The organism is Dolichospermum circinale AWQC310F, from assembly GCF_000426925.1.
Lineage (GTDB): Bacteria > Cyanobacteriota > Cyanobacteriia > Cyanobacteriales > Nostocaceae > Dolichospermum > Dolichospermum circinale.
Genome location: NZ_KE384674.1, coordinates 186,361 through 206,669, shown reverse-complemented (window position 1 = coordinate 206,669; position 20,309 = coordinate 186,361). Strand labels below are relative to the sequence as shown.

Here is a 20,309-nt window from a genome sequence, read left to right as displayed (position 1 = left end):
GGCTTGCTGATAGCGTAGCGTGGCGTTAGCCATATAAACCTAAAACCATTTATTAACAAAGGGTTTCGCTTTATTTTACCACAAAAAAGTACCAGGTTTTGGCTAATGGTGTCTCAAAATGAATTGCATTTTTCTTTGTCGGATTTGGAAAATTGACGATATCCAGACAGTTAAAACTGTTCCCAGTTAAGAGTTCCCTTATTTCATCAAAAAACATCCTGTTAATCCTCTAATTCTGGATATCCCGATTCTGACCATTATTTCTGTTCAAAATCTTGACCATTCTCAACCATCTTCTTCCCCTGAATTACCTGCAAACTCCCACCAGCATATAAACTAGGTTGACCGACATCAAAACCATAATCTGTTAACAAACCGGGTAAATCTGTTCTCAACAATTCCCAAGCTGTGTCAGTTTCAAATAACCAGAAAAATACCGCTAACCCCGGCCAAAATAGGGGATTTGTTGGGGGGTGAAAATCTATCAAAGTAAAAACTCCCCCCGGTTTTAACACTCGATAAACCTCCATAATGATTTTTCGCAGTTGTTCTGGGTGCATTTCGTGTAAAGCCGCGCTAGTATGTACCACATCAAATAAATTATCTGCAAAAGGCATATCTTCCGCAAAAGCTTGGATATATGTAGCCTTTGGTACATTTTTCTGCGATCGCTGTATAGATAATGGAGAAGCATCTAAACCAGTGACATGATTGGAAAAATTCACCAAAAATCTGGTAACCTGACCACTACCACAACACAAATCTAAAATCTGGGTATCTGCTTCTAATTGCAAATTTTCTAAAGCTAGACGACGAAACCGGGCTTCACCCCCCACAGTGACAGCGGCTAACCGGGAGATGCTATCATATAACCATTGGTATCTGTAACTCAAATCTCGAAAAATTGTCGCCATTGTATTTTTCCTGCCGATAAAGCTTTATATTTAATTAAAGATATATTGTTAACAACTTTAGTAAAAAATCTGTAAAGATTGGGGGAAAGTAATTGCTATGGGTCGTATAGGGGTATTATTACTTAATCTCGGTGGTCCAGATAAACTCGAAGATGTCGGACCGTTTTTGTATAACCTGTTTTCAGATCCAGAAATTATCCGTTTACCGTTTCGCTGGATGCAAAAACCCCTAGCTTGGTTTATTGCTACCCGCAGACAAAAAACATCTCAAGAAAATTATAAGCAAATTGGTGGCGGTTCTCCATTGCGACGGATTACAGAAGAACAGGGAGAGGCTATTAAATGTCAGCTAGGTAAATTAGGACAGGAAGCTAATATCTATGTAGGAATGCGTTATTGGCATCCTTACACAGAAGAAGCTATTGCCCAACTTACCCAGGATAACATTGATAAGTTGGTAATTCTCCCCCTTTACCCGCAATTTTCCATCAGCACTAGCGGTTCTAGTTTTCGGTTATTAGAACAATTATGGAAGGAAAACCGCAAACTCCAAGGTCTTGAATATACGGTGATTCCTTCTTGGTACAAAGCATCAGGTTATTTGCAAGCCATGTCAGAACTGATCATTGGGGAATTGGAGAAGTTTCCTGATCCTGATCATGTGCATATATTCTTCAGTGCCCACGGTGTCCCTAAAAGCTATGTCAAGGAAGCAGGTGATCCCTACCAGCAGGAAATTGAAGAATGCACTTACTTAATTATGCAAACCCTCAACCGTCCTAATCCCCACACTCTGGCTTATCAAAGTCGTGTTGGTCCTGTAGAATGGCTACAACCTTATACAGAAGATGCACTGAAAGAACTTGGTGCAAAAGGGGTGAAAAATCTCGTAGTTGTCCCCATTAGTTTTGTTTCTGAACACATTGAAACACTACAAGAAATTGACATTGAATACCGAGAAATAGCAGAAGAAGCAGGAATACACAACTTTGGACGGGTTCCAGCACCCAATACCAATCCGGTGTTTATTCAAGCTTTATCTGACTTGATTATTGATGCCCTTAAACAACCCAACTTGAAACTCTCTCAAGTTACCCAAATGAAAAAAAGGGTGAGAATGTATCCTCAAGAACGTTGGGAATGGGGAATAACCACCAGTGCCGAAGTTTGGAATGGTCGAATCGCCATGTTAGGATTTATTGGGTTGATGATTGAGTTAGTTACAGGTAAGGGCTTACTGCACGTTATCGGACTGTTACATTAGACATCTCCGGTAAAGATTGTAGAGACGTTCCATGGAACGTCTCTACCAGGGTTCTAGGAAACGCACATTTAATTTTCACCCCCATCTATAATCAATTCTAGGCGTTGGTGAATGAAGGTATGATTTTTTCTCACGCAGAGGCGCGAAGGACGCAGAGAGTAAGAGTTTAAGAACTAGAATATTTGATTTTCATACCTCAATTCAGCAATGCCCAATTCTAAATACCCAGTCGTTGATAAACTTGTTCTAAATGTTGGAGATGATGTTGCGGATCAAAACAAGCTTCTATCTCAGCAGTTGACAAGTTTTTAATGACGCGCGGATCTTTGCTAATTAAATCACGGAAGTTTCCTTCTGGTTTGTTCCAAGCGGTATGAGCGCTTTCCTGAACTATGGAGTATGCTTCTTCGCGGTTCAGTCCTTTGTCAATTAAAGTTAATAATACTCTTTGACTAAATACTACTCCACCATAACAGTTGAGATTCCGTGCCATGTTTTCAGGATAGACCAGGAGGTTATTCACCAGGTTAGTGATTTCGTGTAGCATGAAATGGGTTAAAATGCAAGCATCTGGTAAAATTACCCGTTCTACAGAACTGTGGGAAATATCCCGTTCATGCCATAAAGCGACGTTTTCTAAAGCTGCACCGGCATAACTCCTGACCAGTCGTGCCATTCCTGTTAACCGTTCCGAACGGATAGGATTACGCTTGTGAGGCATAGCACTAGAACCCTTTTGTCCCTTGGCAAAAAATTCCTCAACCTCTAAAACATCTGTTTTTTGCAGGTTACGAATTTCTACAGCAAACCGTTCTATAGAGGCAGCGAGTAGCGCTAATTGTTGCACAAAGTCAGCATGAAGATCACGGGAAATTACTTGTGTAGAAGCAGTATCTGGTTTAAGTCCGAGTTTTTCACAAGCGATCGCTTCCACACGCGGTTCTATATTAGCATAAGTTCCTACTGCACCAGATATTTTCCCGACTGCGATGGTTTTCTTGAGAATTTGCAGCCGTTCCTGGTGTCGTAATACTTCCGCTAACCAACCAGCTAACTTAAAACCAAAGGTAATTGGTTCAGCGTGGATACCATGCGATCGCCCAATCATCACCGTATACCGATGGGTTGTAGCTTTTTTGCGAATTGCTGCAATTACATCTTCTAAGCGTTTTAACAACAAGTCCAGACTAGCCACTAATTGTAAAGCTAAAGCAGTATCTAATACATCTGAACTGGTTAAACCTAGATGAATATACCGACCAGCATCACCTACATATTCATTAACATTTGTCAAGAAGGCAATAACATCATGACGAACTTCCGCTTCAATTTCTAGCACCCGTTTGGGGTCAAAATTCGCCTTAGCCTTAATTTCCTCAACTGCTGCTGCTGGAATATAACCCAGTTCTGCCTGTGCTTCACATACCGCGATTTCTACATCTAGCCAGGTTTTCAGCTTATAGGTTTCACTCCACAGATTGCCCATTTCCGGCAAAGTATAACGCTCAATCACATTTACAGCATCTAATACAACTGTCATATTTTACATTGTAAATTACCCCTTGTGGAAAATAGACAACAGAGAAGAATTTTGATCAGATGTTTCTTGGGGAAGTTCCTTAAATCTCAATATCTGTATGAGACTAAAGGAAGAAAAATAAAGTAGGAGAATTTATGCGTGCAGTGTTAATGGCTGGTGGGTCGGGAACGCGGTTGCGTCCTTTGACTTGTGATTTACCCAAACCCATGGTTCCGATCTTAAATCGTCCTATTGCTGAACATATCATCAATCTTCTTAAAGGGCATCAGATTTACGAAGTAATTGCTACGTTGCATTATTTACCAGATATTCTCCGTGACTACTTCCAAGATGGCAGTGATTTTGGTGTACAAATGACCTATGCTATTGAAGAAGACCAGCCTTTAGGAACAGCAGGTTGTGTAAAAAATATTGCTGAACTTTTGGATGAAACCTTTTTAGTAATTAGTGGTGATAGTATCACAGATTTTGATTTGAGTGCGGCCATTGAATTTCATCAACAAAAACAGTCAAAAGCGACTTTAATATTAACCCGTGTGCCTAACCCCATTGAATTTGGTGTGGTAATTACAGATAGCCAGGGACGCATTAACCGATTTTTAGAAAAACCTTCCACCAGTGAAATTTTTTCTGATACCGTCAATACTGGAACTTATATTTTAGAACCAGAAGTTTTAGATTATTTACCAGAACATACTGAATGCGACTTTTCTAAAGATTTATTTCCCTTACTACTAGCTAAAAATGAGCCAATTTACGGTTATGTTGCCGAGGGATATTGGTGTGATGTAGGTCACTTAGATGCCTACCGTGAAGCCCAGTATGATGCCCTAGAAAGGAAAGTTTTGCTCAAAGTAAGTTATCCAGAAATTTCCCCTGGTTTATGGGTAGGACAAAATACTTATATTGATCCTACAGCCAAAATTGACACTCCAGCGGTAATTGGTAATAATTGCCGAATTGGTGCAAGAGTTCAAATTGAAAATGGAACAGTGATTGGTGATAATGTGACAATCGGTGCTGATGCCCATCTAAAAAGACCAATTATTTGGAATGGAGCAATCATTGGCGATGAAGCCCATTTATCAGCTTCTGTAATCGCTCGTGGTACTCGTGTAGACAAACGCGCCCACGTTTTAGAAGCGGCTGTAGTGGGTTCATTATCCACCGTGGGAGAAGAAGCGCAAATTAGTCCTGGTGTGCGAGTTTGGCCGAGTAAAAAAATTGAGTCCGGTGCTATTCTCAATATTAATCTGATTTGGGGAAATACCGCCCAACGGAACTTATTTGGACAGCGGGGAGTACAGGGATTAGCCAATATTGATATTACCCCAGAGTTTGCGGTCAAATTGGGTGCTGCCTATGGTTCAACCTTAAAACCGGGTTCAATAGTCACCGTTTCCCGTGATCAACGCAATGTTTCCCGCATGGTGACACGCTCTTTAATTGCTGGTTTAATGTCTGTAGGTGTAGATGTGCAAAACCTCGATACTACAGCTATTCCCATCGCCCGGACGGTGATCCCCACAATGTCCGTAGCCGGAGGTATTCATGTGCGAGTACACCCAGAACGCCGTGATTATATCTTAATTGAATTTATGGATTTTAAGGGCATTAATATCTCTAAAGCCCAAGAAAAGAAAATTGAGGGGGCCTATTTTAAGGAAGATATGCGTCGTTCCCAAAGTCATGAAATTGGTGATGTGATATATTCTAGCCAATTGATGGATCGCTACTGCAAGGCCTTTGAGAAATTATTGAATGTGGACACTCTGCGTAACAGTCGGGCAAAAGTGGTCATTGACTATGTTTACGCCGTGTCTGGGGCAATTTTACCGCAAATGCTAGATAAATTTGGGGCTGATGCGGTGGTATTAAATGCTAGTTTGAATAAAACGGCCATTTCTAACGCTGATCGAGAATTACTATTAACTCAATTAGGCCACGTTGTCGAGGCTGTAAACGCTAACTTTGGGGTGCAAGTATCAGCTAATGGGGAACAACTAATTTTAGTTGATGAATCGGGTTTTCCCATTCGCGGTGAAATGTTAACCGCTTTGATGGTTGATATGATGTTAACTGCTAACCCTAGAAGTTCCGTCGTTGTTCCGGTTCATGCTTCTAGTGCGGTGGAATTAGTTGCCCATCGTCATGATGGTAATGTAATTAGAACTAAAGCTAATCCGACGGCTTTAATGGAAGCTTGTCAAAAAAATTCTCATGTGGTTTTAGGTGGTAGTGGGGAAACCGGGTTTATTTTCCCCCAATTACACCCAGGATTTGATTCCATGTTCTGTATAGCCAAGCTGATTGAAATGTTAACCATTCAAGAGCGATCGCTGGCAACCGTACGTTCTGAATTACCCCGTGTGATTAATAGAAATTATACCGTTCGCTGTCCTTGGACTGCTAAAGGGGCGTTAATGCGTTATTTGGTCGAAACCCACCCCGCTCAAAATTTGGAATTAATTGACGGTGTGAAAATTCGTCAACCCTATGATGACAATTGGCTTTTGATTTTACCAGATGCCAGTGAGCCTTTGGTTCATCTTTATGTTAACAGCAGCGATCGGGATTGGGTTGATGAAACCCTCAGAGATTACCGTTCCCGTATTCAATATTTTGTCGAACGTGAACAGGAGAATTACAGATTGGATATGTGAGCAGCAGTATAAATTATGTTCAACGTCCAGACACAAAGGAGCAAAAACCCAAAGTTTGAGATTTTAGATCTTCTCATGGTTATTCCCTATTTCCTGAAATGGTTTCGCCTTGGGAATACATGGACGGGAACAGAATATTTAGTAATTACGTCAAAATAAACGAGTTTCATCTAAAAATTACTTTTACACAACTATTGTCTAAAAAACTATAGTTGTTTTTTTTGGCATCTATCTACTACGGGGGGTTTGCCCCTACCCATGTTTTTGGGGCAACTACGGGGGGTTTGCCCCTACGGAATTGATTATATTTTGATAGTTTTTGATAAGTAGGTGAACGGAAAAAAACCGACATAAGTAACGAAAAGTAAAGTTGCCCAAAACCTCTTCCCTCTTCCCTCTTCCCTGTCACCTGTCACCTGTCCCCTGTTCCCTGTTCCCTGTCACCACTTGTGCAAGAAATGGGAAATCTGTTCTTAATAATGAATTTAAGGCAAAGGTGGAGTCGTTAGGTGCTAACCTAAAAGATGATATCGCTTGATCTGGGGTCTTAAAGAACCCACTTGTGAAAAACAGCTTCAATCATTTAGGCGCAGCATGGTCACCACCGCAGAAAAAACAAACATTGGGTACATTACCCAAATCATTGGTCCGGTTGTAGACGTTAAATTCCCCGGCGGTAAATTACCCCAAATCTACAACGCTTTAACTATCACTGGCACAAACGAAGCTGGACAACAACTGAAATTAACCGTTGAAGTACAGCAACTCCTGGGCGATAACCAAGTCCGGGCTGTAGCTATGAGTACCACAGATGGTTTAGTCCGTGGTTTAGAGGTTGTTGATACTGGCGCTCCAATCACTGTACCCGTTGGTAAAGCTACCTTGGGACGGATTTTCAATGTTTTGGGCGAACCTGTAGACAATCAAGGTCCGGTAAACGCTGAAGCATCTCTAGCTATTCACCGGGACGCTCCTAAATTCACAGAGTTGGAAACCACTCCCTCTGTATTTGAGACCGGTATTAAGGTTGTGGATTTGCTAACACCCTACAGACGCGGCGGTAAAATCGGTCTGTTCGGCGGTGCTGGTGTGGGTAAAACCGTGATCATGATGGAATTGATCAACAATATCGCTACTCAACATGGTGGTGTATCGGTATTTGCTGGTGTGGGTGAACGCACTCGTGAAGGTAATGACCTTTACAACGAAATGATGGAATCTGGAGTTATCAATAAAGATAATCTCAATGAATCCAAAATCGCGCTAGTTTATGGTCAAATGAACGAGCCACCCGGAGCAAGAATGCGGGTTGGTTTATCTGGCTTGACAATGGCTGAGTATTTCCGTGATGTGAACAAGCAAGACGTATTGTTGTTTGTTGATAATATCTTCCGCTTTGTCCAAGCTGGTTCTGAAGTATCGGCGCTCTTGGGTCGTATGCCCTCCGCTGTAGGATATCAGCCTACTTTGGGTACAGATGTGGGTGCTTTGCAAGAACGGATTACCTCTACTACAGAAGGTTCTATTACTTCTATTCAAGCTGTATATGTACCTGCCGATGACTTGACCGATCCTGCTCCTGCAACTACTTTTGCTCACTTAGACGGAACAACGGTATTGTCTCGTAGTTTGGCTTCTAAAGGTATCTATCCAGCGGTTGATCCTCTGGGTTCTACTTCTACTATGTTGCAACCCGGTATCGTTGGTAGTGATCACTATGATACTGCACGGGCTGTACAATCTACTCTGCAACGTTACAAAGAATTACAAGACATTATCGCCATTCTTGGTTTAGATGAATTGTCTGAAGAAGACCGTCTCATTGTCGCCCGGGCGCGGAAAGTTGAACGGTTCTTGTCTCAGCCTTTCTTTGTCGCTGAGGTATTTACTGGTTCTCCTGGTAAGTATGTGAAGTTGGAAGACACCATTAAAGGATTTAAACAAATTCTTTCTGGTGAGTTGGATGCTTTACCTGAGCAAGCTTTCTACTTGGTAGGTGATATCGAAGAAGCTAAAGCTAAAGCAGAAAAGCTCAAGGGTTAGTCATTAGTCATTAGTCAGTGGTCAGTGGTTTTTTATGCAACTGACAACTGACAACTGACAATTGACAAAAGGCAAATGACAAAGGACAACTGACAAATGACATTAACTGTTCGTGTAATTTCCCCAGACAAAACTGTTTGGGATTCTGAAGCTGATGAAGTAGTTTTACCTAGCACTACTGGTCAGTTGGGTGTCCTAAGTGGACACGCTCCCATGTTAACAGCTTTAGATATTGGTGTTATGCGTGTTCGCGCTAATAAAAACGCCAATTGGCAAGCGATCGCTCTTTTAGGTGGGTTTGCTGAAGTTGATGAAGATGAAGTGACAATTCTAGTCAACGGTGCGGAACGTGGTGACTCAATTAAACTTGAAGAAGCTCGTGCTGCTTTTAATGCAGCACAATCTGGCTTAAATCAAGTTAAAGCAGAAGATCGTCAAGCACAAATCCAGGCTACAAAAGCATTTAAACGCGCCCGCGCTCGTTTTCAAGCTGCTGGCGGTTTGGTGTAAATTTAATTACAACTGCTGGATTTTCAGGGTGGGCTGTTTGTCCACCCTATTTTATTGGTATTTTATTTTAATTTACGGCGGATTACCATAAGGCTGAGGTACACTTTTAGTGGGAAAGATACCCACACCACAATATTTCTTTTTGATAATTACAGGTGTCATCTGACTTTTGATAAAAGTTACAATTGGGTATGGCGTTAATCTGGTTTTTGTTCTACCACTAACTGGTATCATATAACTAATACTTACATAAATAAAATAAGTTTTGTAAACAGCAGCTTATAACCGCTTCTTAAACGGATGAATCAATCTGGTAAAAAATTTAGATAGGATTTAAGGAAACAGGCTGATTCATAGTGAAGTCACAAATTAGATAATTATTTCCCGAATGAGGTACACATATATGAAAAGCTTTCCATTTTCTGTGGGTAAGGGTAAGTACAATAAAATCGTGACATTGGCTACATCTGCGATCGCTGCCTTATCTTTAATAGGTGGTGTTAATGCTGCCAATGCCGCTCCCGGAGAAACACCAGCAGCAAAAGAAATAACTTCTGTATCAATATCAATCCCACCTGGTCAAACTCAGCCCGTAATTACCCAGTCTGTAACTCGCCAAATTCCTTATCAAACGATGGGAATTGAACCTTTGATCATTTTTCCCGTGATTATTATTGGTGGTTGTATTTTCTTCGGTGGACTGGTAGTTATCGGTGAGCGCGAGGTGGGCATTGTTGTCAGAAAATTTACCTTTTCTGGTAAAGTATTACCCCCTAATAGATTAATCGCTTTAAATGGTGAAGCTGGTTTACAAGCAGATACCCTGGCCCCTGGTTGGCACTGGGGTTATTGGCCTTGGCAGTATGCTGTCAAAAAAGAGCCGGTAATCATTGTCCCCCAAGGAGAAATCGCTCTGGTTGTCGCCGCTGATGGGGCTTCTAACCCTCCAGAGCGGATTTTGGGCAAAATTGTCGAATGTGATAATTTTCAAGATGCTCGCAAATTTTTGACGAAAGGTGGCGAAAAAGGACGACAAATTGCTTTTATTACCGCTGGTACTTACCGTATTAACACTGCTTTGTTTAAAGTTATTACGACAGCCAATGCCACTACTCATGGTATGCGTCCAGAACAATTGCGTATTTATGAAGTAGCAGCAGACAAAGTTGGTATTGTCACCACGTTAGATGGTTCACCAATTGCAGCAGGTGAAATTGCTGGACGTTTGATTGGTGGCCATGATAACTTCCAAAATGGTCAAAAATTTATTGATGCTGGGGGACAACGGGGTTTACAAGAACAGGTATTATTATCGGGTTCGTGGAATCTCAACCCTTGGTTGGTAAATATCGAACAAGTACCGATGACGGAAATTCCCATTGGTTATGTCGGTGTGGTGATTTCTTTTGTCGGTGAAGATCAGGAAGATGTCAGTGGTGCGGCTTTTACTCACGGAAACTTAGTCAATCAAGGACACAAGGGTGTTTGGGTTGAACCATTGTATCCAGGAAAACACCCGCTCAATACTAAGGTGATGAAAGTTGAGTTAGTACCGACGACAAATATCGTTTTAAACTTTACTGACAGAATCACTGGACAGCACGGATATGATACTAATTTGAAGGCGTTAAAACTGCTGTCATTTGATGGTTTTAGCTTTGATTTAGAGATATTTCAAATTATCCATATTGGGGCTTCAGACGCGCCAAAAGTGATTTCTCGCTTAGGTTCGATGCAAAATGTCATTGACCAAGTTTTGCGTCCCATTGTGGGCAATTATTTCCGTAATTCCGCTCAAGAATATACCATTTTGGATTTCTTGATTGCCCGTAGCGAGCGCCAAATAGAAGCTTCTGAATACGTTAAATCTGCTTTGCGTGCCTATGATGTGCAAGCTGTGGATTCTTTAATTGGTTTAATTACGCCCCCGAAAGAATTAATGCACACTTTGACAGAACGGAAAATCGCGGAGGAACAACGTAAAACTTACGAAGTGCAGCAAATGGCCGAAACCCAACGACAAATGTTGGTCAGGGAAACAGCATTAGCTGATATTCAGCAAGATTTGGTACAATCAGAACAAGGTGTGACAATTGCCGAATTGCAAGCTAACGCCCAAATTCAGCAAGCAACCGGTGAAGCGGAAGCCATTAAGCTGAAAGCTGTCGCGGAGGCTGAAGGTATTCGCGCCACAGGTAACGCTAAAGCGGAAACCTACCTCGCCGGTGTGGAAGCTTTAGGAAAACAAGGTTATACAGCGATGCAGTTAATGCAAATTATAGGCGATCGCAATGTCCGTATTATCCCTGACATTACGGTAAGTAGCAGCAATGGTCATGGTAATAGTAACAGTTTAGTAGATGGTTTACTCTCAATGATTCTCTGGAATCAAACAGGACAAACACAAGCAGAAACAAAGGTATCTAAATCACCATCTCTTCCTAATCCCATTATTCTTAAACCTGAACCAGCGAATCACAACATTCAGATATAGGTTTAATTTGACTTACTGCGATAAATCTCACACCAACTCCTCTCCAGGACGGAGAGGGGTATTTTACTTAAACTGTACTGGATTGAATTTGTCTAATTATAGCGGGCAAGATGCCCGCACAACAAGATTTAGTATAATTATAAGCAATTATATCGGGCAAGATGCCCGCACCACAAGATTTAGTATAATTATAAGCAATTATAGCAGGTAAGATGCCCGCATCACAAGATTTAGTATGTTTATCAGTCACATCTCGATTAATGACGACTCGCGGACTGATATATAAAAACATAAAACCTTCAGATTGTTTTTCAAGAAACTTCACCACCGCAGTAGTTTTACCAATTCCAGGATTTCCTTCTAAAGGAATAACATTAATTTTTCCGATTTGAGCAGAATTTAAACTTGCTATAACTGCTGATTCATGAACTTTTCTTAATTGAATTTTTTCAGTTTGTGGAAGTTCTTTGATCAAATGATCTTGAGGATTACCATCAAAAAATTTATGTAACGCTTCTGTTTCTTCAACTGCTAAAATTATATTTTCTCTGGAAACTTCTTGATTAGAATTATAAAATACCTCTATATTTTCCTGGAATCTATAGCTAATATTTGTTTCTAAATTAGGTTCAGGAATAAGTTGCTTTGCTTGTTTACTAAAATCACCAGGAAGTGATTGGACTAATCTCTTAAATACTGTGATAATTTCTTCATTAAGTTTATTAGGTGTATCATTTTTTAGTTTTATGGTATTACGATATGCTTTACCTAAAGATTTCATTAATTCAATTCTAGTATCAGGTTGATCATTAAAATTAGCAGCGATACTTTCACATCCATTTGATGTTATAGCTATTGCGCGAGCAATACAAGCACCTTCTAATCTTCCTTTAGTTTTTAATGAGTGAATTAACTGTTCAGTATACGAGGATGCTTGACAAAGTTTGTACAAAGGTTTGTCAGAACCACTAAAAGGTAATAAATGATTTTTAATTTTTTCAGAAATAGAAAATTCCTCACCTTCTACCTCCGCGCAAACCCTAGAAAAAACTCGGCTAGAATCAATATAACGAGCATAACGACTCACTTCTTCTCTGTGAGCATTTTCATGGCTAAAATGGGCTAATTCATTGGGTGCATTATAAGAAAATTCAAAACAGAAAATAAAATGATCACGTTTTTTAGTAGTTGAATTTTCATCAGGTGATAACCATAACAAAAAATCTGCTCTTGCTGGTTTTCCCTTTTTAACTAATCCTAAATCTGGATTTCCGGTTAAGTTAAAAGCCTGTTTAAATTCTTTAGCCGTTTTTTCCGGTTCTATATCAGGTTTTTGTATTTCTCCTGGAAAGACTAACGGACACCAAATAGCTTCTAATTTTAATTTAGAAACTGGAGTTTTCTTGAGACATTCCCGCGTAGTAGTTGGGAGCGAACTACTTGCGCGATAGCGAAGCGCTCCGTAGGAATCGCATACCATCTAATTTTACAATTGTGATATTATGATCATAAAACCATTATATTCAAGCTGGAGAGCCAGATGCCAAAAGCAAAAAATATACCACCAGAAATAGAAATTACTGATGAGCAAAAACAAGCTGCGGAAATGGAAATTCGGGAAAAACAGAAAGCAGTTGACTATGACACCAAACAATATCCAGTGGAAGTGCTTATTAAGAAATATGCAGAAGGATTAGAGGATGATACCAACGAGTTATATATACCAGACTATCAACGACAGATGATTTGGGAAGAAGCTCGACAGTCAAAGTTTATTGAATCTATTATCCTGGGTTTGCCAAGTCCATATATTTTTGTTGCTGATTTGCGACCGAAAGATGATTATATTGATGATGAGGCTCGATTAGAAATTGTTGATGGTGCTCAACGTATTCGTACTTTACACAGATTTATTAATAATGAACTGAGACTGTCTGGATTAGAAAAATTAAGGCAGCTTAATAATTTCAAATTCAAAGACTTACACCCTGCAAGACAAAGACAGTTCAATCGAGCTACTCTTCGCATAATTGTTTTGACCGATAAAGCTGATGAAGAAACACGAAGAGATCTATTTGAACGCATAAACACAGGTGGTGTACCACGGAACGACATGGAGATACGTAGAGGAATATCTTCTGGTCCATTTGTTGATATTCTTGAAGAATTAGCTGAATATCCTAAATTTAATCAACTCTGTCCATTATCAGATGCTGTTAAACTTAAACAAGAACGAGAGGAATTTATATTACGTTTTTTTGCATATCTAAATAATTATCAGAATTTTGGTCAACGAGTTGATCTGTTTCTGGATGAATATCTAAAAAAACATAATAACAATGAAATAGACAAAGAGGAAATGAAAAATGAATTTTATAGAATGTTAGATTTTGTTGAAAAATATCTACCAAATGGATTTACCAAGGGAACAGGTCATGTCAGAACACCAAGAATTAGATTTGAAACTATTTCTGTAGGTGTTGCACTTGCTTTGAGAGAGAAAAGTGATTTAATACCCAAATCAATAAAATGGTTAGATTCACAAGAGTTTAAACAATACACAACTTCAGATGCAAGTAATTCCAAACCTAAAGTAATTGCTCGTATTGAATATGTTCGTGATCAACTTTTGAAATAATTAACTATGCAAATTACTATGCAAACGGTCATTTTAGACTTCAATACCCGTGTTGAAGAGGTGAATAAATACTTCCAGTTTCTGAAAGAATTAACTGCGGAAAATACTAAATTAACAGTATTGGAAGAGAATGGAAATCAGACAATTAAGCCTATTGATCCTAAACTGGTAATAACTCTCAAAGCTAATGGTTTTTTACTTCTCTATAATTTAGTAGAATCAACCATGCGTAATGCTATAGAGGCTATTTTTGAGGAGCTAAAGAGCAGCAAAGTTTCTTTTGATTCTCTTAGAATCGAAGTCAAGAAGATAGTGCTTTATAATTTTAAGAATCGATCTCTTGATAATGTTCATTCTAGAATAACGGATATTTCTACTGATATTATTAAAGTGGGGTTTAATAGGAGAAAATTATTTTCAGGTAATGTTAATAGAGAGCAAATTACAAAAACAGCAAGGGAATATGGATTTTCTTACGATACTGACCATGCTAAAACAAAGCATGGTGAAAATTTAGATGCTGTTATGGAAAATAGGAATGATTTAGCTCATGGAAATAAATCATTTGCTGACGTTGGTAAAGAGGTAACAATTGAAGATATTTTACAGATTAAAGACGAAGTAGTAGAGTATCTTAGACAGATATTGATAAACATTGAAAATTATTTAGAGAACCAAGAGTATTTACATTCAGACAATAGATAAATTTGACATATTTATTGGAGATGCTCCAAAATACTCCTCCCTATAACTTCTCCCAATTTAACAGGAACAGCATTACCAATTAATCTTCCTATAGAAATAGCTGCTAAATCTTCATTAGGAGCTATGAATTGGTAATTTTCTGGAAAAGTTTGTAGTAATGCTGCTTCTCTCAATGTAATGGCTCTATGTTGTTCAGGATGTCCAAATCGACCATTACCAAAACCAAAACATTGTGTAGTAATAGTTGGACTTGGCTTATCCCATTCCATACGACCATATACACTAGGATAACTTTTACCACTTTTTTTTGTATGACATTTAGCAATTAATTCTGGAGGCCAATCTCGCCAAGTTCCTCCAGGTTTTGAAGCCTGAATACGTTTAAGATTAAGATTAGATAGTTTACTGCATATATGAAGTTTATCAGTTTTAGATTTTTCACCCGCAGCTAGTGGTTCTAGATGTTCAATAGTTTTTCTAACTGTTTCATATTTTCCTTTATTATGAGTCGCTGGAATTAAATTAATTTTACCAAATTTTGAAGCAAGTAAAACTAAACGTCTTTGAGATTGAGGGATTCCATAATTTAAACAATTAACTTCATAAGGCTCAAGATAATACTTTAAATTTTCTAAATTCTCAATAAATTCCTGAAAAACTGCATGATATTTTAACTGAAGCACATTTTCCATGGAAATGATATCTGGTTCAGATTCTTTGACCAAACGGACAAAATCTTGTAAAAGTTTCCATTTAGATTTTTTATCATTATAACGTCTTGAATAATTAGAAAATGGTTGACAAGGCGCACATCCTACCAAAATTTTTATACTGCTTCCAGAAAAATGCTCTGCTAAATCAGAACCGCTAAGATTTTCTACATCTTGTAATATAAACTTCGCTTTGTTATTATGTTCATAAGGAAACTTACAGGCAGGATCAATATCATACCCAACTTTTACTGGAAGACCTGCTTGCTCAAATCCATGAGTTAGTCCTCCAGCACCACAAAATAAATCTACAATAGCAATACTACCAGTCATTTCTCTCCTATTTTTGAGATATATAGCCCAACTAACTACCCTAGCGCATTTGCCCCATTACTACAAGGTGGTGGACAGTCTGCATATTACAAATTTTGATATCTAAAACTAGGGTAATAAGACACTATTTTAAAACAACCCACTGCCGTTTTAAAGTTTCCCCAAGGGTCGGAACTGGCATACAATATTGGAATTGACTAATATTCAGCCCCGTCAAGTTAAAAACAGTATCTTATGCCAGCATTTTTATTAGAGGTCGGTACAGAAGAATTACCCGCCGGTTTTTTGAGTGATGCTATTGTACAATGGAAATCGCGCATTCCCCACAGCCTAGCAACTCATAATCTCCCCGACGCTGTGGTTGAAGTCTATGGAACACCGCGACGGTTAGCGGTTCTCATTACCGGTTTACCCTCCCAACAAGCAGACAGAGAAGAGGAAATCAAAGGACCACCCGCACAAGCAGCCTTTAAAGATGGACAACCCACTAAAGCTGCCATTGGTTTTGCGAGTAAGCAAGGTGTAGATATTTCTGCTTTAGAAATTCGTCCCACGGAAAAAGGGGATTTTGTCTTTGTGAATAAGCAAATTCCCGGTCGTCCCATTGCGGATATTTTAACCGAACTTGTCCCCCAATGGGTCTGGAACTTAGAAGGCAAGCGGTTAATGCGGTGGGGACATGGTGACGGGAGATTTTCCCGGCCAATTCGGTGGTTAGTCACATTATTAGATGGGGATATCTTACCATTACAATTAGAAAATGGGGCAAAAATTGTCAAAAGCGGTCGCATTTCTCGCACCCATAGAGTCTTACACCCCGAACCTGTTAGTATTTCCCACGCTACAGAATATGTTAAAACATTGGCTTCTGGTTATGTAAATGTCCCTCCAGAAAACCGAGCGGAAATCATCACAAATCAAGTGAAAGCAGCGGCGGAAAAATTAGGGGGATATACCCCAATTTACCCGGAATTATTAGCGGAAGTTGTCAATTTAGTGGAATATCCCACAGCAGTTATCGGACAATTTGAGGAGGAATTTCTCAAGTTACCAAAAGAAGTAATTACCGAGGTTATGGTCAGTCACCAGCGGTATTTTCCAGTTTTCAAAAATGCAGAATGTCAGGAATTATTGCCCAATTTTATCACCATTAGTAATGGAGATCCTGCCAAATCTGATATTATTGCTGTGGGGAATGCGAGGGTAATTCGCGCCAGGTTAGCAGACGGCAGATTTTTCTATGAAGCTGATTTATCTAAACCTTTAGAAAGCTTTTTACCTCAATTAGAAAAAGTTACATTCCAAGAAGATTTAGGTTCTGTTCGTGCCAAAGTAAATCGAGTCATGGACATTGCAGGAATGATTGTATATCAACTGACAAAAGCTAACTTTATTGAAAAAACAGACTTCCCTGATACAATCAATAACGTATTACGGGCTGCATTACTCTGTAAAGCCGATTTAGTGACGCAAATGGTCTATGAATTTCCAGAATTACAGGGGATTATGGGCGAAAAATACGCCTTAGCTAGTGGTGAAGACCCAGAAGTGGCAAAGGCGATTTTTGAGCATTATTTACCCAGAAATGCTGATGATATTTTCCCCCAAACTCTTACTGGTCAAATTGTCGGTTTAGCTGATAGATTAGATACTTTAGTTAGTATCTTTGGTTTAGGTTTAATTCCTACAGGTTCTTCCGATCCTTTTGCTTTACGTCGCGCTGCTAATGCCATAATTAATATTACCTGGTTGGCAAATTTACCGATAAATTTACAAAGTTTATTAGAATATACAGCAACAAATTTTGCCGTTGATTTTCGTAAAGATAGAATGGGACTAATCAAAACTTTGCAAGAATTTTTCTTCCAAAGAATACGCACTTTATTACAAGATGAAAAACAGATAGATTATGATTTGGTAAATGCGGTTTTAGGAGAAAATGATCCTGAATATACAGAACGTGCATTAGTAGATTTATTAGATGTCCGCGATCGCGCCATCTATTTACAAAAAATCCGTCAAGATGGTACATTAGATAAAATCTACGAAACTGTCAACCGTTCTACCCGGTTAGCAGCCCAGGGAAATCTAGACTTGCAAACCCTAGCACCACAAACCTTAATTAACCCCGAACTATTCCAGAAAAAATCTGAATCTGCATTTTACAACGCCTTGGTTGAACTAGTTCCCCAAACCCAAGCAGCACAACAAAACCGTGATTATCAACTGTTAGTAACCGCACTGACAAAAATCGCCCCCACCGTCAGTACCTTTTTTGATGGTGAAGACAGCGTTTTAGTCATGGACGCAAATCCCGATATTAAGCAAAATCGCTTAAATTTGCTGGGATTATTGCGAAATCATGGTCGCGTTATAGCAGACTTTGGCGCAATAGTTAAAAATTTGTAGTCAAAAGCAACAAAAAGTTGTGTAATTGCTGCCAATTAACGCTACTATAGTAGAGCTTAACCAGGGATGATACACGGTCAATGCCAGAAGCGTTAATTATTGGATTAGGAAAGTCCGGTGTTGCTGCGGCAAGATTGTTGAAACAGGAAGGCTGGGAGGTAGAACTTTATGACAGTAGCACCTCCCCAACCCTCCTCAAACAACAACAGGAACTCGCCAGCGAACACATTACCGTTAAATTAAAAACCACACCAGAATTTACCAATTCTGATTTATCCAAGTTAATAATTGTCAGTCCCGGAGTTCCTTGGGATATTCCTATTTTAGCCCAAGCGCGAGAACTGGGAATGGAAACTATCGGCGAAATGGAACTAGCTTGGCGACATTTACAAGATATCCCCTGGGTAGGAATTACTGGTACAAATGGTAAAACCACTACCACAGCCTTAATTGCGGCTATTTTCCAAACGGCAGGATTAAACGCTCCCGCCTGTGGTAATATCGGCTATGCTGCTTGTGAGGTAGCAATCCAAAATCTCAAATCTCAAATCCAAAATCGTCCTGATTGGATAATTGGCGAAATTAGCAGTTATCAAATCGAATCTTCTGTAACTTTAGCACCTCGCATTGGCATTTGGACAACCTTCACACCAGATCATTTAGCCCGTCACAAAACATTAGAAAATTACTATCATATCAAAGCCAAATTATTACACAATTCCCAGTTACAAATATTTAATGGTGATGATCTTTACTTGCGTCAATTAGGATTAAATCATTGGCCTCAAGCCTATTGGACAAGCGTTAAGGGTGAAGAATTTCTGATTGGTGAAAAAGGCTTTTATATAGAAAATGGCTGGGTAATGGAAAAAATCACCGCTACACCCCAAGCCATTGTCGAGGTATCTGCATTGCGAATGGTAGGGGAACATAACCAGCAAAATCTGCTCATGTCCGTCGCCGCTGCTAGATTAGCAGGTATAGATATTACCGCCATTTCCCAATCTGTACGTGATTTTCCTGGTGTTCCCCATCGCTTAGAACATATCTGCAATTGGCAAGGAGTTGATTTTATTAACGATAGTAAAGCCACTAATTACGACGCAGCGGCGGTAGGTTTAGCATCTGTGCAAAGCCCCACTATTTTAATCGCTGGTGGAGAAGCTAAAGCGGGAGATGATACCGCTTGGTTAGGACAAATTCAAGCTAAAGCCGCCGCTGTCTTACTCATAGGTAACGCAGCACTGGCATTTTCTAAACGTCTGCAAGAGGTGGGATATAGTAATTACCACATAGTCGAAACTATGGAAAACGCCGTATCCTTATCTGCGGAACTAGCGAAAAAATATCAAGCTTCAGTAGTATTACTATCTCCTGCTTGTGCTAGTTTTGATCAGTATTATAACTTTGAAATGCGCGGTGAAGATTTTCGGCAATTGTGTCAAAAATATCTAGTACACTAGGGCAGAATGAACTGCCTTTTTTGCACGCAGAGGCGCGGAGGCGCGGAGAGTCGGGAAGGTTTGTGGGAATATTTTTGAAATTTCTCCCTTGGGAAGGATTATTAATATATGAATAATCTATAGGATGGATGATATATTTTACCCTGAGTGAAGTTGGGCTTGGTTTACCCTCCAAGCCTTTTCGTTTTTTCACCTGTCACTTGTACGCTTTTAAAAATGATTATAGTCTTTGTCCTGCATAAATGGATCTTTTCTCATCATGACGGCGAATAATAGCTTCACCGTTAGTGACTTCTATTAGTATCCATCCTGTGCTGCCAATATTTTCACCCACATTAATCCCGCGAGTGATACCATCTATATTAAATAAGGCCACAGATTGATCACCTGATTCCAATATTCCCTCTAGTTGTACAGAAATTGTTGGAGTAATAGTCGCTAATTTTGGTGGCGCGTCTTTTAAAGGTTGAGAATTAATCTCTGTCTTTTTTGTTTTCGGCTGAGTTGCTGGTTGTACGTTCTTGATAGGAGGATTATTGACTGCTGAAGGTGAAGGTTGTGGTATTCTGACTGGGGAAACGGTTGGTTGTTGGTAAACTGAGTCTGGAAATTGGTCAACTGGA

The 20,309-nt window shown here is 39.5% G+C and carries 13 protein-coding genes and 1 pseudogene; 9 read left to right on the top strand and 5 right to left on the bottom strand.

The genetic code is table 11. The features are described from left to right. Positions 1-257 precede the first annotated feature (257 nt). Positions 258-914, bottom strand: coding sequence for a class I SAM-dependent methyltransferase (locus tag ACIR310F_RS0108420; RefSeq protein WP_028083453.1), 657 nt, complete (start codon positions 912-914; stop codon positions 258-260). 97 nt (positions 915-1,011) lie between these two features. On the opposite strand from ACIR310F_RS0108420, the gene hemH reads away from it, so the two are divergent. Continuing rightward, entirely contained in the window at positions 1,012-2,178 is a 1,167-nt protein-coding gene (hemH, locus tag ACIR310F_RS0108415) for a ferrochelatase (RefSeq protein ID WP_028083452.1), read from the top strand. 217 nt (positions 2,179-2,395) lie between these two features. On the opposite strand, the gene purB is transcribed toward hemH, so the two are convergent. Then, entirely contained in the window at positions 2,396-3,691 is a 1,296-nt protein-coding gene (purB, locus tag ACIR310F_RS0108410) for an adenylosuccinate lyase (protein WP_028083451.1), read from the bottom strand. Between the two features lie 161 nt (positions 3,692-3,852). Here purB and ACIR310F_RS0108405 point away from each other — a divergent pair, with 161 nt between their 5' ends. From ACIR310F_RS0108405 to ACIR310F_RS0108390, 4 genes are all read left to right on the top strand, one after another. Continuing rightward, positions 3,853-6,381 (top strand): mannose-1-phosphate guanyltransferase, encoded by a 2,529-nt coding sequence (locus ACIR310F_RS0108405; protein WP_028083450.1) that lies wholly within the window; start codon positions 3,853-3,855, stop codon positions 6,379-6,381. A 594-nt stretch (positions 6,382-6,975) separates the two neighbouring features. Continuing rightward, complete coding sequence (gene atpD / locus ACIR310F_RS0108400; protein ID WP_028083449.1) at positions 6,976-8,424, top strand: F0F1 ATP synthase subunit beta; 1,449 nt, start codon at positions 6,976-6,978, stop codon at positions 8,422-8,424. Positions 8,425-8,520: 96 nt separating this feature from the next. Continuing rightward, positions 8,521-8,934, top strand: coding sequence for an ATP synthase F1 subunit epsilon (gene atpC, locus ACIR310F_RS0108395; RefSeq protein WP_028083448.1), 414 nt, complete (start codon positions 8,521-8,523; stop codon positions 8,932-8,934). A gap of 403 nt (positions 8,935-9,337) precedes the next feature. Beyond that, on the top strand, positions 9,338-11,428 hold the full coding sequence (locus ACIR310F_RS0108390) for an SPFH domain-containing protein (RefSeq protein WP_028083447.1): 2,091 nt from the start codon (positions 9,338-9,340) through the stop codon (positions 11,426-11,428). Between the two features lie 67 nt (positions 11,429-11,495). Here the strand turns inward: ACIR310F_RS0108390 and ACIR310F_RS0108385 are convergent, their stop codons facing one another. Continuing rightward, positions 11,496-12,908: a hypothetical protein gene (locus ACIR310F_RS0108385; protein ID WP_028083446.1), complete on the bottom strand. Its 1,413-nt coding sequence runs from the start codon at positions 12,906-12,908 to the stop codon at positions 11,496-11,498. Positions 12,909-12,968: 60 nt separating this feature from the next. Between ACIR310F_RS0108385 and ACIR310F_RS0108380 the strand changes: the two genes are divergently transcribed. Together ACIR310F_RS0108380 and ACIR310F_RS0108375 are read left to right on the top strand one after the other, a co-directional pair. Then, positions 12,969-14,066, top strand: a complete 1,098-nt coding sequence (locus ACIR310F_RS0108380) for a DUF262 domain-containing protein (protein WP_028083445.1) — start codon at positions 12,969-12,971, stop codon at positions 14,064-14,066. Between the two features lie 6 nt (positions 14,067-14,072). Then, positions 14,073-14,771: an MAE_28990/MAE_18760 family HEPN-like nuclease gene (locus tag ACIR310F_RS0108375; RefSeq protein WP_231387435.1), complete on the top strand. Its 699-nt coding sequence runs from the start codon at positions 14,073-14,075 to the stop codon at positions 14,769-14,771. Positions 14,772-14,782: 11 nt separating this feature from the next. Here the strand turns inward: ACIR310F_RS0108375 and ACIR310F_RS0108370 are convergent, their stop codons facing one another. Next, positions 14,783-15,814, bottom strand: coding sequence for a DNA cytosine methyltransferase (locus tag ACIR310F_RS0108370; protein ID WP_028083443.1), 1,032 nt, complete (start codon positions 15,812-15,814; stop codon positions 14,783-14,785). Between the two features lie 234 nt (positions 15,815-16,048). Between ACIR310F_RS0108370 and glyS the strand changes: the two genes are divergently transcribed. Both glyS and murD read left to right on the top strand, forming a co-directional pair. After that, the gene (glyS, locus tag ACIR310F_RS0108365) at positions 16,049-18,223 is read left to right on the top strand and encodes a glycine--tRNA ligase subunit beta (RefSeq protein WP_028083442.1); all 2,175 of its coding nucleotides are present in this window, start codon (positions 16,049-16,051) and stop codon (positions 18,221-18,223) included. Between the two features lie 80 nt (positions 18,224-18,303). Further along, positions 18,304-19,686, top strand: a complete 1,383-nt coding sequence (gene murD, locus ACIR310F_RS0108360; protein ID WP_028083441.1) for a UDP-N-acetylmuramoyl-L-alanine--D-glutamate ligase — start codon at positions 18,304-18,306, stop codon at positions 19,684-19,686. 220 nt (positions 19,687-19,906) lie between these two features. Here murD and ACIR310F_RS26110 read toward each other — a convergent pair. Further along, a pseudogene (locus ACIR310F_RS26110) lies at positions 19,907-20,309 on the bottom strand (hypothetical protein); the annotation flags it as partial.